Origin of the sequence: Ancylobacter polymorphus, from assembly GCF_030813495.1 — a bacterium.
In the GTDB taxonomy this organism is placed as follows: Bacteria; Pseudomonadota; Alphaproteobacteria; order Rhizobiales; family Xanthobacteraceae; genus Ancylobacter; species Ancylobacter polymorphus.
In genome coordinates, this window is sequence record NZ_JAUSUI010000004.1 from 225990 (window position 1) to 239963 (window position 13974).

Consider the following 13974-nt stretch of genomic DNA (forward strand, 5'->3'; position numbering starts at 1 on the left):
CTCACACCAGGGTGATGGCGGCGATCAGGCGTCCATAGTCGGGCTCGCCGCGATGGGTGGCGCGGCGATAGGAGAAGAATCGCGCCTCGTCGGCATAGGTGTCGAGGCCGAGATCGTCGATGGTGCCGACGCCGAGCGCGGTGAGCCGGGCGGCGATGTAGCCGGGCAGGTCGAACAGCGCATGGTCCGGCCGGGGCGAGGGGACGAGGAAGCGCGCATTGCCGGCGTCGAGGCCGGTGAGCGTTTCAATGAAATCCGGCCCGACCTCATAGCTCGGCTGCCGGATCAGCGGGCCGATGGCGGCGACGATGTTTCCGCGCCGGGCGCCGAGTTCTTCCATGCGGGCGAGCGTGGCGTCGAGCACGCCCCCGACCGCGCCCTTCCAGCCGGCATGGGCGGCGCCGACGACGCGGGCGTGCGGGTCGGCGAACAGCACCGGCCCGCAATCGGCGATGGTGACGGCGGCGGCGATGCCGGGCGTCGCGGTGGCGACCGCATCGGCCTTCGGCCGCTCGTCCCACAGCCGGTCCACGATCACGCAATCGGGCGAATGGATCTGCCAGGCGGTGAGCAGATGACCGGACGGCACGCCGAGCGCGGCTTCCATGCGGGCGCGGTTCTCCGCGACATGGGCGGGTTCGTCGCGCGAGCCGGTGCCGCCATTGAGCCCGGCATAAATGCCCTGCGACACGCCGTCCTCGCGGGTGAAGAAAGCGTGGCGGATGCCGGGCAGGGCGCTCAGCGCAGGAGATTCGACCTTCATGCGGGATTGTCCTCGAACAGCTCGGAAGGGGCGAATCCGGCCGCCATGTCGAGGGCAGGATGCACCAGGGCGAGCGCCTTGAAGAGGGCGCCCATCTGCCCCTCTTCCGTGCCGGCGAGGCGCAGGCGCGCCGCCTCCACCATTTCCCGGTCGGCCTCGCTCGCCGCGCGCTTCAGCCGGAAGGCGCGCTCGTCCAGGCCGAGCCGCTCCAGCAGCAGGCCCTGTCCAATGGGGCCGAAGACCCGTGCGCCGGCCGTGCGGGCGGCATGGGCGAGAGCGGCGAAATCGACATGGGCGGTGAGGTCCGCTTCGCCGGGATGGGCCAGCACATCGTCAAAGGATTGGCGATGAAGCGCCTGCAGCGTATCGCCGAAGCCGCCGCCTCGCTCCCGCTCGCCGGCATGGCCGTAATCGACCAGCAGCGCCGCGCCGCCACTCAGGGCGATGCGGGCACCGAGCGTGGCGGCGATGGAGAGGCCGAGCGGACAGGTTTCCAGCACCGCGCCCAGCGGGGCCGCGGCGAGGCGGGCCTCGCCGCGCGCGTCGAGACGGGCGCCGGGGCGCAGGCCGAAAGCGAGCGTGCCGGCGGAATCGAGGCCGACCATGCGCTCGGCGATGCCGTCCGGCGTGCGGACGAACTGGCGGATCGGCAGCGCGTCGATGAACTCGTTGCCGAGCGCGATCAGCGGGCCGGGCGGCAGCGCCTCGATCCGCTCCACCCATTCGACGGCATGGCCGCGCAGCGTTTCCGCCTGCCGGGCGCGCAGCCGGGGCGAGGCTTCCACCAGCACCACGCGCGCGGCTTCATGCAGGCCGGGCACGCGGGCGGTGGCGCGCAGCATGTCGGCCATCATCGTGCCGCGGCCGGGGCCGAATTCGGCGAGGACGAAAGGCGCGGGCGAGCCGAGGCGCAGCCAGGTTTCCGCCGCCCACAGGCCGATGAGTTCGCCGAACATCTGGCTGATTTCCGGCGCGGTGATGAAATCGCCCGATGTGCCGAAGGGCTCGCGCGTGGTGTAGTAGCCGAGCGTGGGGTGGAACAGGCACTGTTCCATATAATCGGCGACGGTGATCGGGCCGGTGAGGGCGATCTGCCGGGCGAGCTGTGCCGCCAGCGCGCTCATGCGGCACCTGCGCGGAGCGCCGGGCGCTGGCGGGCGCGCCAGACGAGCCAGCTCCCCAGCGCCAGCATGGGCAGGGAGAGCAGCATGCCCATGGTCAGCCAGCCGCCGAAGAGATAGCCGAGCTGCGGGTCCGGCTCGCGGAAGAACTCGACGAAGATGCGGGCGCAGCCATAGAGGAACACGAACATTCCGGCCACCGTGCCCGGCCGGGTCAGCGCGCCGGCGCGGATGGCGAGCTGCAGGATGAGGAAGATCGCCAGCCCCTCCAGCCCGGCTTCATAGAGCTGGCTCGGATGGCGCGGCTCCGGCCCGCCATGCGGGAAGACGAAGGCCCAGGCGACATCGGTCGGCCGGCCCCACAATTCGCCATTGATGAAATTCGCCAGCCGCCCGAGCAACAGGCCGACCGGCACCACCGAGGCGGCGATATCAAGCATGGAGACGAAGGGCAGGCCCCGCCGCCGGCAGAACAGGTACATGGCGAGGATGGAGCCGAGAAAGCCGCCATGGAAGGCCATGCCGCCATGCCACAGGGTGAAGGCCTGCAGCGGGTTTTCGGCATAGAAGGGCAGGTTGTAGAACAGCACATAGCCGATGCGCCCGCCGAGGATGACGCCGACCGCGATCCACACCACCGCGTCGTCGAACTCCTCCGGCTTGATCGGCGCCTGTCCGCCCCACAGCGCCGGGCTGGAACACAGCCGCTTGGCCATCCACCAGCCGAACAGCAGGCCGCCAATATAGGCCAGCGCGTACCAGCGTATGGCGAAGGGGCCGAGCTCGATCAGCACCGGGTCGATATTGGGAAAGGGCAAAGCGAGCAGCGGCGGTGTGAGCAGCATCGGACCTCTCGGCGGAAGGGCGCGCGGCCGGCGGCGGACGTGCGGAAGGCGGCATCTTCGCTTTGCCCCCGTTGCGTGACGGGATCAAGGCGCCTGTGCCCGCCGCGCACCGCGCAGAGGCCGCTCCCCTTGCGATCACCGCCCGGCCGCCCCATTGTTTCTGCAAAGGCACGGCATTGGTCCGGCCTCATCCCGGGAGATGACCATGACCCAGACCACCGGCCGGATCTTCGACGATTTCGCCAAGCTGATGAACGACGCGGCCGGCGTCGCCACCGGCGTGCGTCGTGAGGCGGAAGGCGTGATGCGCGCCCAGGCCGAGCGCATCCTGCGCGAGCTCGATGTCGTCACCCGCGAGGAATTCGAGACGGTGAAGGAACTCGCCGCCGCCGCGCGCGAGGAGAATGAGCGGCTCGCCGCCCGCATCGCCGCGCTGGAGGCCCGCGAGTCCAAGCTTGAGGCGACGATCGATCCGCCCGATTCGCTTGGCTGAGCCATTCGTCCGCCTGGCTTGTGGACGCTTCGACACGGCGCTTGCCGCGCCGGGCCGAATCCCGCGACAAGTCAATAGTGCCAATTTTCGCCATGGCCCGTTTTTATACGGACCATGGTACAACGGTCGTAGCGAGGTACGGATTCAGCGCGATATAGTTGGGACGACGGCGATTCGTTCGATTCTTGAACGGCTTGCCGCAACCGTCGCGTTGCGTGCGTTCGACCCCCTCCGCGTCCCACCCTCGCGAGGTCGAGCATGACCCATACTAGTGACTTCGAGACCGACATCAGCCTCAACCCGCTGGATCTCGTCGAGCGCATGGCCGCGCTCAACGAATGGGCCTTCGAGCGCTCGGCCGAGGACGAGATCACCATCTCCCTCGAAGGGCGCTGGACGGATTGCCATGTCTCGTTCCAGTGGATGGACGAGGTCGAGGCCCTGCACATCGCCTGCGCCTTCGATCTCAAGGTGCCGGAGAAGCGCAAGACCGAGGTGCTGCGCCTGCTCTCGCTCATCAACGAACAGATGTGGGTCGGCCATTTCGACCTCTGGTCGAAGGAAGGCGTCATCATGTTCCGCCATGCGCTGCTGCTGGCCGGGGCGGAAGCCACCGACCGCCAGTGCGAGGTGCTGATGGAATGCGCCATCGAGGCGGTGGAGCGCTATTTCCCCGCCTTCCAGTTCGTCGTCTGGGCCGGCAAGACCGCCCGCGAGGCGATGGACGCCACCCTGTTCGAGACCGTCGGCGAAGCCTGAGCGGCGTCGCCGGCGCACTTCCCACCATTGCCAAAGACGCGCGCGGGCGGCACTAAGGCCGCGTGACGGCGCGCGGGGGCGCGCGGGCAGGGGAGTTCCACGATGGCCACACTTTCCGACATTCCCGGGCGGGTGCTGCTTGTCGGCGCCGGCAAGATGGGCGGCGCCATGCTGGAAGGCTGGCTTGATCTCGGGCTCGATCCGGCGCGGGCGGCGGTGATCGACCCGGCGCCGCCGGCGGAAGTTGCTGCCCTCATCGAGGCGCGCGGCGTGGCGCTGAACCCGCTCAATGGCGGCCCGCCGGCGGTGATGCTGCTGGCGGTGAAGCCGCAGGTGGCCCCCGACGTGCTCGCCCGCGTGGCGGGGCTGGCCGATGCCGGCACGCTCATCGTCTCCGTCATGGCGGGGCGCACGCTCGGCTTTCTCCAATCCTACTTCCCCGCCGGGGCGGCCGTGGTCCGCTCCATTCCCAATACGCCGGCGGCGATCGGGCGCGGGGTGACGGTGGCGGTGGCCAATGGCGCCGTGAGCCCCGACCAGATGAACATCGCCGACGCGCTGCTGCGCGCCACCGGCGGGGTGGAATGGGTTGAGGACGAGGCGCTGATCGATGTCGCCACCGCCGTTTCCGGCTCCGGCCCGGCCTATGTGTTCCTGCTGGCCGAGGCGCTGGCGGCGGCGGGGGCGCAGGCGGGCCTGCCCGCCGACATGGCCGACCGGCTGGCGCGGGCGACGGTGGCGGGCGCGGGCGAGCTGATGGTTCGTACCGGCATCGACCCGGCGCAGCTGCGCCGCAATGTCACCTCGCCCAACGGCACCACGGCGGCGGCGCTCGCCGTGCTGATGGATGAGGAAAAGGGCTTCGGACCGCTGCTGTCCGAGGCGGTGGCGGCCGCCGCGCGGCGTTCGCGCGAACTCGCGGGCTGAGCGCTCCCGCTTTCGTGCGCGGACCCTGCCGGGATTTGCCGCGCGGGGGCTTCTCCAGTGCCGTGCCGCGCCTTACATCAGGGTAAGGCAACGTTCAGGACTGGAGGTCATCATGGCACGCTCCGCGGGAACGAAGGCAACCACCGACAGGCCGAGCGAGGGCCGCGCCCTCGCCCTCGACAGCTTTATGCGGCTGCTGGCGCGCAAACCCTTCGAGCGCATCAGCCTCGGCGAGGTGGCGGATGAGGCGAAAATGCCGCTTGCCGAGCTGCGCGCCGCTTTCGGCTCCACCTTCGACATGCTCTCCGGCTTCCTGCGCGAGGTCGATTCCAAGGTGCTCGCCGCCCCCACGGACGACATGGCGGACGAGCCGGCCCGCGACCGGCTGGTCGATGTGCTGATGCGCCGGCTCGATGTGCTGGCGCCGCACAAGGCGGCGCTGCGCTCGCTGATGGACTCGGCCCGGCGCAACCCGTTCTTCGCCCTGGCGCTGAACAAGCTTTCCGTGCGCTCGCAGCAATGGATGCTCGCGGCGGCGCGCATCGATACGGCCGGCCTCAAGGGCGCGGTGCGGGCGCAGGGGCTGGCGCTGGTGTTCGGCCGCGTGCTGCAGACCTTCCTCAGCGACGACGACCCCGCGCTGGCCCGCACCATGGCGGCGCTGGACCGCGAGCTGGCGCGCGGCGAGCGGGCGCTCGGCCTGATCGAGGGCGCGGTGTGCCTCGCCACCGGCGGACGCCGTGGGCGTCGCGGCACCGACACCCCCGCCGAGGCGGCCACCAGCGAGGCGGCGTCGCCCGCGCCGCCGGACGCGCCGGTCATGGCGTGACATCGGCGCGGGGCTTTCGCGTAGACTGACCGCCGGAATCACCCCGCGCGCGTATGGCGCGGGGTTCGCGGCGTTCAGCTTGAGGCGTTCATCATGAGTCTTGCCCCCATCGAACAGATCACGATCGCGGATTTCCTCAAGGTCGACATCCGCGTCGGCACCATCATCCAGGCCGAGCCCTTTCCCGAAGCGCGCAAGCCGGCGATCAGACTGGTGATCGATTTCGGCCCGCATATCGGCTGCAAGAAATCCTCGGCGCAGATCACCGTGCATTACGCGCCGGAGGACCTCATCGGGCGGCAGGTGGCGGCGGTGGTGAACTTTCCCCCGCGCCAGATCGGCCCGGTCATGTCCGAAGTGCTCACCCTCGGCTTTCCCGACGCCGACGGCGCTGTGGTGCTGTTCAAGCCGGACCAGGATGTGCCCAACGGCGCGCGGCTGTTCTGAGCATTAGCCGTCATCCCGGCCGAGCGACGCGAGAGCCGGGATCGCGTCCCCATTTCCGCCTACGATCCCGGCTCGCCCTTCGGGCGTCCGGGATGACGGGTGAATGGGGGGCGAGGCGCGGCGTCCTACACCGGAATCCGGATCGTCGCGCGCAGGCCGCCGAGCGGGCTCTCGCCAAGGATGACATCGCCGCCATGGGCGCGGGCGGCGTCGCGGGCGATGGTGAGGCCGAGGCCGGAGCCGCCGGCATCCTGGTTGCGCGCCTCATCCAGCCGGAAGAACGGACGGAACACATCCTCGCGCAGATCGGGCGCGATGCCCGGCCCGTCATCGTCGACGGTGATGGTGAGCCAGCGCTCGTCGCGCGTGCCTGTGATTTCGATGCGCGCGGCGTGGCGGCCGGCATTGCCGACGAGATTGGCGAGGCAGCGGCGGAAGGCGTCGACACGCACCATCACCAGCGGGTCGCCGCTATAGCTGGCGCTCACCCTGGCGCCCTCCCGCTCGGCATTGAACCGCGCGTCCTCGATCAGCCGCGCCATGTCGGCGAGCGCCGGCGTTTCCGCCACATCCTCGCGGGCGAAGGCGAGATAGGCCTCCAGCATGCTCTGGAGATCGTCGACGTCCTTGCGCAGCGCCTCGGTGTCGGCGCTGTCGCCGAGCAGCGCCAGTTCCAGCTTGAACCGGGTGAGGATGGTGCGCATGTCGTGGCTGACGCCGGCGAGCATGGTGGTGCGCTGCTCGATCTGCCGCTCGATGCGCCGTTTCATTTCCAGAAAGGCCAGCGCCGCGCCGCGCACCTCGCGCGCGCCGCGCGGGCGGAAGCCGGGCACGTCGCGGCCCTTGCCGAAGGCGATGGCCGCATCGGCCAGCGCCTCGATCGGCTTGATCTGGTTGCGCAGGAACAGGATGGCCACTGCCATCAGCACCAGCGCGGTGCCTACCATCCACAACAGGAAGATGTGCGAATTGGACAGGTAAGCCTGGCTGCGGCGGGCGAACACCCGCAGCACCATGTCGTCCAGCTGCACCCGCACCTCGATGAGGTTGGAATTGCCCACCGTGTCGGTCCAGAACGGCCGGTGCAGGCGCTTGGCGAGTTCGCTGGTGAAGGCGGAATCGAGGGTGGAGAAGAAGGGTTTCGGGCCGGGCGGCGGCAGGCGTTCCCCAGGCAAGAAGTCCACGGTGAGGCCCAAAGTGAGCTGGGCGATGCGCTTGATCTTGTCCTGGTCTTCCTCGGTCGGGAAGGCCACGGCGAGCTGGGTGACGGCGGTGATGTCCTGCGACACCGCCGCGGAGAGACGGCGCGTCACCGTGTTGTAGTGCCGCTCCATGAACACGAAGGCGAGCACCGATTGCAGGATCACGACCGGGGTGACGATGATGATCAGCGAGCGGGCGAACAGGCCCTTCGGCATGACGCGGTTGAACCACGCGCCGAAGCGGGCATTGTTCTCCCGCATGCGGCGCTGGGTGAGGCGCAGCCGCGCCCGCGCGGCGCCCACCACGCTGGTGTCGCGCGGCCTCAAGGAGCGACGACCAGCCGGTAGCCGACGCCGCGCACCGTCTGCACATAGGCGGGATTGGCCGGGTCGCGCTCGATCTTGCGGCGCAGCCGGTTGACCTGCACATCCACCGCCCGGTCGCCGGCCGCGACGCCGGGGGCGACGAGGTCCTGGCGCGGCACGGTCTGGCCCGGCGCCTCGCCCAGCACCCGCAGCATGTCGCGCTCGCGGTCGGTGAGGCGCACCAGCTCGCCGTCGCGGGTGAGTTCGCCGCGCGCGAGGTGGAAGGTGAACGGCCCGAAGCGCACCGCCTCGATGGCCTGCGCCGGCGGCGGGGCGGCGCGCTTGATGATGTTGCCGATGCGCAGCAGCAGTTCCCGAGGCTCGAACGGCTTGGCGAGATAGTCATCGGCGCCGATCTCCAGCCCCTCGATGCGGTCGCCCGGCTCGGAGCGGGCGGTGAGCATGAGGATGGGCACGGGAGAATCGGCGCGCACCGAGCGGGCGAGGTCGAAGCCGTTCTCGCCCGGCATCATCACGTCGAGGATCAGGAGGTCGAAGGTGAGGCCGCCGAGCCGGGCGCGGGCGTCCGCCGCGGATTCCGCCGTGGTGACGCGGTAGCCGTGCTCGGTAAGGAAGCGCGACAGCAGGTCGCGAATGCGGCGGTCGTCATCGACGATGAGCAGGTGGAAGGCGTCGTCGGCAGGCATGGTGCGGGATTCCCTTGCCGCTTCGGCCGGGCTCAGGCGGGCGTCGAGCATGGCGGTCCTCCCGTCAGCCGGCCGTCCGGCCGCGGGCGGCGCTGCGCGCCTCCACGGCCTGGTCGGCGCGGGCGATCAGCTTCTCGGTCGAACTGCGATCTTCCGGGTCGATCATGGCGACAAGAAAGCGGCGCACCAGCTCGCGCGACTCGCCGCCGCTCTCCTCCAGCGCCCGGCGGATGCGGCGGGACTGGATGGCGACGAATTCCTGGGTCAGCGCCTCGCCCTTCGGGGTGAGGTAGAGCAGGCGCTGGCGGCGGTCGGAGGCACCGGCGCGGCTGTCGATGAAGCCCTGGTCCACAAGCTCCCGCAGCACCCGGCCGAGGCTCTGCTTGGTGATGCGCAGAATGTCCAAGAGGTCGGTGACGCGCATGCCGGGATGGCGATTGACGAAATGCAGCACCCGGTGATGCGCCCGGCCGAAGCCGAAGCCCTGCAGGATCTCGTCGGGATCGCTGACGAAATTGCGATAGGCGAAGAACAAGAGCTCGATGAGGTCGAGCATCGGCTCGCCCTCGGAAGGCGAAGAGCCACGCGCCACCCCCGGCTCGCTCTTGCCGGTGCGCGCTGTCAGCGAGACATTTATGTCAGCCATGTTGACTTTTTTCGTTATGATCGTTACCCAGATGTCCCGTTCAACGAAAGGATCGTTCGGCTTGCCGCCCGATCCGCCTCGGAACAGGACAAAGTCGTGCCCGCTCGTGCAGAGCCGCGACGATAACGGGACTTCGGCCGCGAGGCAAAGCGTTGCGCTCTCGCCGGGCAGGCCGTAGCCACCATGCCGAAGGAACAGAAGGGCTCCGGCGCCTCCCATGGCGCGTCGGCGCCCCGGTTGGGAGACTTAACCATGGCGAGCGAACCTTTCGACAAACGCAGCGGCTGGATCTGGTATGACGGCGCCTTCGTGCCCTGGCAGGACGCGCAGGTCCATGTACTGACCCACGGGCTGCACTATGGCAGCTGCGTGTTCGAGGGCGAGCGCGCTTATGGCGGCGAGATTTTCAAGCTCGAAGAGCACACGGCGCGGCTGAAGCGCAGCGCTGAACTGCTCGACTTCGAGATTCCCTACAGCGAGGACGAGATCAACGCCGCCTGCCGCGAATTGCTGACCCGGCAGAAGCTGGTGGACGCCTATCTGCGCCCCGTCGCCTGGCGCGGCTCGGACATGATGGGCGTTTCCGCCCAGCACAACCAGATCCACCTCGCCATCGCGGCGTGGGAATGGCCGAGCTATTTCGACCCGGCGCAGCGGCTCAAGGGCATCCGCATCGGCATGGCCAAGTACCGCCGTCCCGATCCGCAGACCGCGCCCTCGACCTCGAAGGCCGCCGGCCTCTACATGATCTGCACCATCTCCAAGCACGCCGCCGAGCGCGAGGGCTTCGCCGACGCGCTGATGCTGGACTGGCGCGGCCGCGTCGCCGAATGCACCGGCGCCAATATCTTCTTCGTCAAGGACGGCGTGGTCCACACGCCGGAAGCCGACGCTTTCCTCAATGGCATCACCCGCCAGACGGTGATCGCGCTCGCCAGGCGGCGCGGCATCGAGGTGGTGGAGCGGGCGATCATGCCGGAGGAACTGCCGAGCTTCGACGAGTGCTTCATCACCGGCAGCGCCGCCGAGGTGACGCCGGTTTCCGAGATCGCCGGCCAGCACTTCCAGCCCGGCCCGGTGACCAAGACGCTGCTGGAGGACTACATGTCCGAAGTGCAGCCGAAGAAGGCGGAAGCGGCCTGAGGGCTGCAAAGATCGCCGAATGGAAATGCCGGCCCTCGGGCCGGCATTTTTCGTTTGCCTGGCTCTTTCGCCGTCATCCCGGCCGCCGCCCGCAGGGCGGAGGCAAAAGAGGCGCCTAGTTCCAGCGCTCCGCCGCGTCGTCGTCTTCATCCTTGGCGGCGACCCAGGCCGTGCCCTCGTCGCGCTCCTCCATCTTCCAGAACGGCGCGCTGGTCTTCAGCCAGTCCATCAGGAATTCGGCCGCCTCGAAAGCGGCGGCGCGGTGGGCGGAGGCGGTGACGACGAGCACGATATTGTCGCCCGGCACCATGCGGCCATAGCGGTGGATGACGGTGGCGCCGATGAGCGGCCAGCGGGCGCGGGCCTGCTCGACCAGACGGCCGATCTCCTCCTCCGCCATGCCGGGATAATGTTCCAGCGTCAGCGCGATGAGCGGGGCGCCGCCAGGGGCGTCCTGCGCGCGGCACAGGCCGGTGAAGGTGACGACGGCGCCGATGTCGGTGCGCCCGCGCGACAGGGCGGCGGCCTCCTGCGCGGGGTCGAAATCCTGCGCCTGGATGCGGACGGTGAACATGCTCACCTCGCTCGTTCAGCCGCCCGTCATGGGCGGGAAGAAGGCAATCTCGCGCGCGCCGCCCAGCGGCGTGTCGGGCCGGGCGTGCCGCCGGTCGAGCGCCGCGCGGACGATGCGCGGATTCTCGAAGGCGCGGGCATAGCCCTCGCCGCGGGCGGCGAGATGGGCGGCGAGTTCGGCGACGGTAGCGACGCCTTCCGGCACCGCGACCTCCTCCGCCTCCAGCCCGATGCGCTCGCGCACCCAGGCGAAATACAGCACCTTCACGCGTCGTCCCCGATCAGATGGCGGGCCCCGGCGCGGAAATAGTCCCAGCCGGTATAGAGCGTCAGCAGCGCCGCGATCCACAACAGGCCGATGCCGAACAAGGTGATGCCGGGCACCACGAGGTCCGCCGCCGGGCCGGCCAGCAGCACGCCGACCGCGACCAGCTGGGCGGTGGTCTTCCATTTGGCGAGGCGGGTGACGGGAACGCTGACGCGCAGTTCGGCGAGAAATTCGCGCAGGCCGGAGACGAGAATCTCGCGGCACAGGATCACCAGCGCCGCCCACAGCGACCAGCCGCGAATCGTGCCGTCCGAGGCCAGCATCAGCAGCGAGGCGGAGACCAGAAGCTTGTCGGCGATGGGGTCGAGCATGCGGCCGATGGCCGATTGCTGCGACCAGGCGCGGGCAAGATAGCCGTCGAAGAAATCCGTGATGGCGGCGACCGCGTAAAGCGCCACGGCCACCCAGCGCAGCCACAGGCCGCCTTCGAGAATGTCGGACCAGAACAGGCACGCCGCCACCAGCGGCACCGCCACGCAGCGGCCATAGGTGAGGATGTTGGGCAGCGACATGGCGTGTCCGCGCGTCACCTTGGCCGGCTCCCGATCCGTCTGCGGGTTAGATGCGACATCGACCATACTGCGCCGGCTCCCTCACAGGCAGGTAAACATGCGAGCCGGCCGCGTCAATCGCGTCCCGGTCCCCAGCCTTGCCTGCCGCAGGCTTATCACGATGCGTCAGGGCTGTGGCCATCACATGACGCGCATGGCCGTTCCGGTCCTTCATGTCGCCTTGGCATGAAAGAAGTCGTAAACCGCCCGCGCCGTCGCCGCGTTCACCCCCGGCACGCCTTCGAGATCGGCGAGCGAGGCGCGCTCAATGGCCTTGAGCGTACCGAAATGGTGCAGCAGCGCGCGCTTGCGGGTCGGGCCGATGCCGGGAATCTCCTGCAGCCCGGCCTGGGTCAGGTCCTTCTTGCGCCGCGCGCGGTGCGAGCCAATGGCGAAGCGGTGCGCCTCGTCGCGCAGGCGCTGGACGAAATACAGCACCGGGTCGCGCGGCTCCAGCCGGAAGGGCTCACGCCCCTCGACATAGAAGGTCTCGCGGCCGGCATCGCGGTCCGGCCCCTTGGCGACGCCGACCATGGGCACATCGGTGACGCCGAGGCCGGCGAGGGTCTCCTGCGCCGCCTTCAACTGGCCGGGGCCGCCGTCGATGAGCAGAAGGTCCGGCCAGGCGGAGGAGGCGGCGGAGACCTCCTCGCCGTCGCCGGCCGGGGATGGTGGCGCCTCTTCTCCCTCGGGGAGAGGCGACGCGCCCGCGCGCGGATTCTCCTTCAAGAGGCGGGAGAAGCGGCGCGTTAGCACTTCGCGCATCATGCCGTAATCGTCGCCGGGGGTGAGTTCGGTCGAGCGGATGTTGAACTTGCGGTACTGGCTCTTGGCGAAGCCTTCCGGCCCGGCGACGATCATGCCGCCGACGGCGTTCGAGCCCATGATGTGGCTGTTGTCATAGACCTCGATCCGCTTCGGCGAGCCCTGGAGAGCGAAGGCGCGGGCGAGTTCCTCCAGCAGCCGGGCCTGGCTGGCGCTTTCCGCCAGCTTGCGGCCGAGCGCCTCGCGGGCGTTCTGCAGCGCGTGCTCCACCAGCTCGCGCTTCTCGCCGCGCTTGGGGGCCGCGATCTCCACGCGATGGCCGGCGCGGGTGGAAAGCGCCTCTTCCAGCAGCTCACGCTCGGCGATGTCGTGGCTGAGCAGGATGAGGCGCGGGCAGGGCTTGTCCTCATAGAACTGGGCAAGGAACGATTCCAGCACCTCGCCGATCTCCAGCGTCCGGTCGGCGCGGGGATAGAGCGCGTGGTTGCCCCAGTTCTGGCCGGTGCGGAAGAAGAACACCTGCACGCAGGTCGCCCCGCCTTCCTGATGGATGGCGAACACGTCCGCCTCTTCCACCGAGCGGGGGTTGATGCCCTGCGTGCCCTGCACGGCGGAGAGCGCGGCGAGGCGGTCGCGCAGGGCGGCGGCGCGTTCGAATTCCAGCTCCTGCGAAGCGGCTTCCATCTCGCGCGCGAGCTGCTCCTTCACCGCCTTGCTGCGGCCGGAGAGGAAGTCGCGCGCCTCGCGGACATATTCGGCATAGTCGGTGTGGCTGACCTCGCCGGTGCAGGGGCCGGCGCAGCGCTTGATCTGGAACAGCAGGCAGGGGCGGGTGCGCGCCTCGTAGAAGCTGTCGGAGCAGGAGCGCACCAGAAACGCCTTCTGCAGCGCGTTGATGGTGCGGTTGACCGCCCAGACCGAGGCGAAGGGCCCGTAATAATCGCCCGGCCGGTTGCGGGCGCCGCGATGCTTGGTGATCTGCGGCGAGACATGGTCGCGGGTGATGAGGATATAGGGAAACGACTTGTCGTCGCGCAGCAGCACGTTGAAGCGCGGGCGCAGCTGCTTGATGAGGTTCGCTTCCAGCAGCAGCGCCTCGGTCTCGGTGCCGGTGGAGACGAATTCCATCTCGGCCGTGGCCGCCACCATGCGCATGATGCGGGCGGTGAGCCCGGTCGGGCGGGTATAGGCGACGATGCGGCGCTTGATGCTCTTCGCCTTGCCGACATAGAGCACCGTGCCGTCCGGCCCCAGCATGCGGTAGACGCCGGGCCCGCTCGGCGCGTGCTTGAGGGCGCGCGCAATAGCGGCGCGGCCCATGGCGACGGAGCCCGGCGCGGGTTCGGCCTCCTCGGCAAGGTCGGCAATGAAGGCCTCGTCCTGGTCGAGCTCGGCGATGTCGGCATCGTCGGCGTCGAGGTCGGGCATGTCGCGGGTCGGTCGGGCAATCATAATTCCCTAGATACGCATCTGCGGCGCGGGCGAACAGGGGCCGGGCGCCTCTTCCCCGCGCCTGTTCGCGTTCCGGCACGGGGTGGAACATGCGCCGGGCGCCGGGCCGTCCTGCGC

General features: G+C 69.5%; 16 protein-coding genes. 6 read left to right on the forward strand and 10 right to left on the reverse strand.

The genetic code is table 11. The features are described from left to right. Position 1: 1 nt before the first annotated feature. Genes pgeF through lgt form a run of 3 tightly spaced genes read right to left on the reverse strand, consistent with a single transcriptional unit; the run spans position 2 to position 2729 of the window. Positions 2-763, reverse strand: a complete 762-nt coding sequence (gene pgeF / locus J2S75_RS10765) for a peptidoglycan editing factor PgeF (protein ID WP_307019861.1) — start codon at positions 761-763, stop codon at positions 2-4. Next, positions 760-1887 carry a class I SAM-dependent methyltransferase gene (locus J2S75_RS10770; RefSeq protein ID WP_307019862.1) on the reverse strand — a complete coding sequence of 376 codons (1128 nt, stop codon included), beginning with the start codon at positions 1885-1887 and terminating at the stop codon, positions 760-762. Before J2S75_RS10770 ends, pgeF begins: the two co-directional genes overlap by 4 nt. After that, complete coding sequence (lgt, locus tag J2S75_RS10775) at positions 1884-2729, reverse strand: prolipoprotein diacylglyceryl transferase (RefSeq protein ID WP_307019863.1); 846 nt, start codon at positions 2727-2729, stop codon at positions 1884-1886. Before lgt ends, J2S75_RS10770 begins: the two co-directional genes overlap by 4 nt. 205 nt (positions 2730-2934) lie before the next feature. Here lgt and J2S75_RS10780 point away from each other — a divergent pair, with 205 nt between their 5' ends. The 5 genes from J2S75_RS10780 to J2S75_RS10800 all read left to right on the forward strand — a co-directional run bounded on the left by J2S75_RS10780 (position 2935) and on the right by J2S75_RS10800 (position 6184). Next, positions 2935-3222 (forward strand): accessory factor UbiK family protein, encoded by a 288-nt coding sequence (locus J2S75_RS10780; protein WP_244375670.1) that lies wholly within the window; start codon positions 2935-2937, stop codon positions 3220-3222. A gap of 258 nt (positions 3223-3480) precedes the next feature. Continuing rightward, positions 3481-3981 carry a type III secretion system chaperone family protein gene (locus J2S75_RS10785; RefSeq protein ID WP_244375672.1) on the forward strand — a complete coding sequence of 167 codons (501 nt, stop codon included), beginning with the start codon at positions 3481-3483 and terminating at the stop codon, positions 3979-3981. A gap of 102 nt (positions 3982-4083) precedes the next feature. Then, the gene (gene proC / locus J2S75_RS10790; protein WP_307019864.1) at positions 4084-4908 is read left to right on the forward strand and encodes a pyrroline-5-carboxylate reductase; all 825 of its coding nucleotides are present in this window, start codon (positions 4084-4086) and stop codon (positions 4906-4908) included. Between the two features lie 112 nt (positions 4909-5020). Beyond that, positions 5021-5737, forward strand: a complete 717-nt coding sequence (locus J2S75_RS10795) for a TetR/AcrR family transcriptional regulator (RefSeq protein WP_307019865.1) — start codon at positions 5021-5023, stop codon at positions 5735-5737. Between the two features lie 93 nt (positions 5738-5830). After that, on the forward strand, positions 5831-6184 hold the full coding sequence (locus tag J2S75_RS10800; RefSeq protein WP_307019866.1) for a tRNA-binding protein: 354 nt from the start codon (positions 5831-5833) through the stop codon (positions 6182-6184). Between the two features lie 125 nt (positions 6185-6309). Here J2S75_RS10800 and J2S75_RS10805 read toward each other — a convergent pair whose 3' ends face one another. The 3 genes from J2S75_RS10805 to J2S75_RS10815 all read right to left on the reverse strand — a co-directional run bounded on the left by J2S75_RS10805 (position 6310) and on the right by J2S75_RS10815 (position 9045). Further along, positions 6310-7647 carry an ATP-binding protein gene (locus J2S75_RS10805; RefSeq protein ID WP_307020071.1) on the reverse strand — a complete coding sequence of 446 codons (1338 nt, stop codon included), beginning with the start codon at positions 7645-7647 and terminating at the stop codon, positions 6310-6312. A gap of 62 nt (positions 7648-7709) precedes the next feature. Beyond that, positions 7710-8450, reverse strand: a complete 741-nt coding sequence (locus tag J2S75_RS10810) for a response regulator (RefSeq protein ID WP_307019867.1) — start codon at positions 8448-8450, stop codon at positions 7710-7712. A 13-nt stretch (positions 8451-8463) separates the two neighbouring features. Next, entirely contained in the window at positions 8464-9045 is a 582-nt protein-coding gene (locus tag J2S75_RS10815) for a MarR family winged helix-turn-helix transcriptional regulator (protein ID WP_307019868.1), read from the reverse strand. Between the two features lie 252 nt (positions 9046-9297). Here J2S75_RS10815 and J2S75_RS10820 point away from each other — a divergent pair, with 252 nt between their 5' ends. Next, entirely contained in the window at positions 9298-10188 is an 891-nt protein-coding gene (locus J2S75_RS10820) for a branched-chain amino acid aminotransferase (protein ID WP_307019869.1), read from the forward strand. Positions 10189-10303: 115 nt separating this feature from the next. On the opposite strand, the gene J2S75_RS10825 is transcribed toward J2S75_RS10820, so the two are convergent. The 4 genes from J2S75_RS10825 to uvrC all read right to left on the reverse strand — a co-directional run bounded on the left by J2S75_RS10825 (position 10304) and on the right by uvrC (position 13857). Then, on the reverse strand, positions 10304-10762 hold the full coding sequence (locus J2S75_RS10825) for a molybdenum cofactor biosynthesis protein MoaE (protein WP_307019870.1): 459 nt from the start codon (positions 10760-10762) through the stop codon (positions 10304-10306). A 15-nt stretch (positions 10763-10777) separates the two neighbouring features. Continuing rightward, positions 10778-11029: a molybdopterin converting factor subunit 1 gene (moaD, locus tag J2S75_RS10830; RefSeq protein ID WP_307019871.1), complete on the reverse strand. Its 252-nt coding sequence runs from the start codon at positions 11027-11029 to the stop codon at positions 10778-10780. Further along, positions 11026-11667: a CDP-diacylglycerol--glycerol-3-phosphate 3-phosphatidyltransferase gene (gene pgsA / locus J2S75_RS10835; protein ID WP_370874118.1), complete on the reverse strand. Its 642-nt coding sequence runs from the start codon at positions 11665-11667 to the stop codon at positions 11026-11028. The genes moaD and pgsA overlap by 4 nt, the downstream gene beginning before the upstream one ends. A gap of 144 nt (positions 11668-11811) precedes the next feature. Beyond that, the gene (gene uvrC / locus J2S75_RS10840) at positions 11812-13857 is read right to left on the reverse strand and encodes an excinuclease ABC subunit UvrC (RefSeq protein WP_307019872.1); all 2046 of its coding nucleotides are present in this window, start codon (positions 13855-13857) and stop codon (positions 11812-11814) included. Positions 13858-13974: the final 117 nt, after the last annotated feature.

Coding starts and splice junctions, on each gene's coding strand:
- pgeF (WP_307019861.1), bottom strand. CDS start 763: ATGAAGGTCGAATCTCCTGCGCTGAGCGCCCTGCCCGGCATCCGCCAC.
- J2S75_RS10770 (WP_307019862.1), bottom strand. CDS start 1,887: ATGAGCGCGCTGGCGGCACAGCTCGCCCGGCAGATCGCCCTCACCGGC.
- lgt (WP_307019863.1), bottom strand. CDS start 2,729: ATGCTGCTCACACCGCCGCTGCTCGCTTTGCCCTTTCCCAATATCGAC.
- J2S75_RS10780 (WP_244375670.1), top strand. CDS start 2,935: ATGACCCAGACCACCGGCCGGATCTTCGACGATTTCGCCAAGCTGATG.
- J2S75_RS10785 (WP_244375672.1), top strand. CDS start 3,481: ATGACCCATACTAGTGACTTCGAGACCGACATCAGCCTCAACCCGCTG.
- proC (WP_307019864.1), top strand. CDS start 4,084: ATGGCCACACTTTCCGACATTCCCGGGCGGGTGCTGCTTGTCGGCGCC.
- J2S75_RS10795 (WP_307019865.1), top strand. CDS start 5,021: ATGGCACGCTCCGCGGGAACGAAGGCAACCACCGACAGGCCGAGCGAG.
- J2S75_RS10800 (WP_307019866.1), top strand. CDS start 5,831: ATGAGTCTTGCCCCCATCGAACAGATCACGATCGCGGATTTCCTCAAG.
- J2S75_RS10805 (WP_307020071.1), bottom strand. CDS start 7,647: ATGCGGGAGAACAATGCCCGCTTCGGCGCGTGGTTCAACCGCGTCATG.
- J2S75_RS10810 (WP_307019867.1), bottom strand. CDS start 8,450: ATGCTCGACGCCCGCCTGAGCCCGGCCGAAGCGGCAAGGGAATCCCGC.
- J2S75_RS10815 (WP_307019868.1), bottom strand. CDS start 9,045: ATGGCTGACATAAATGTCTCGCTGACAGCGCGCACCGGCAAGAGCGAG.
- J2S75_RS10820 (WP_307019869.1), top strand. CDS start 9,298: ATGGCGAGCGAACCTTTCGACAAACGCAGCGGCTGGATCTGGTATGAC.
- J2S75_RS10825 (WP_307019870.1), bottom strand. CDS start 10,762: ATGTTCACCGTCCGCATCCAGGCGCAGGATTTCGACCCCGCGCAGGAG.
- pgsA (WP_370874118.1), bottom strand. CDS start 11,667: ATGGTCGATGTCGCATCTAACCCGCAGACGGATCGGGAGCCGGCCAAG.
- uvrC (WP_307019872.1), bottom strand. CDS start 13,857: ATGATTGCCCGACCGACCCGCGACATGCCCGACCTCGACGCCGACGAT.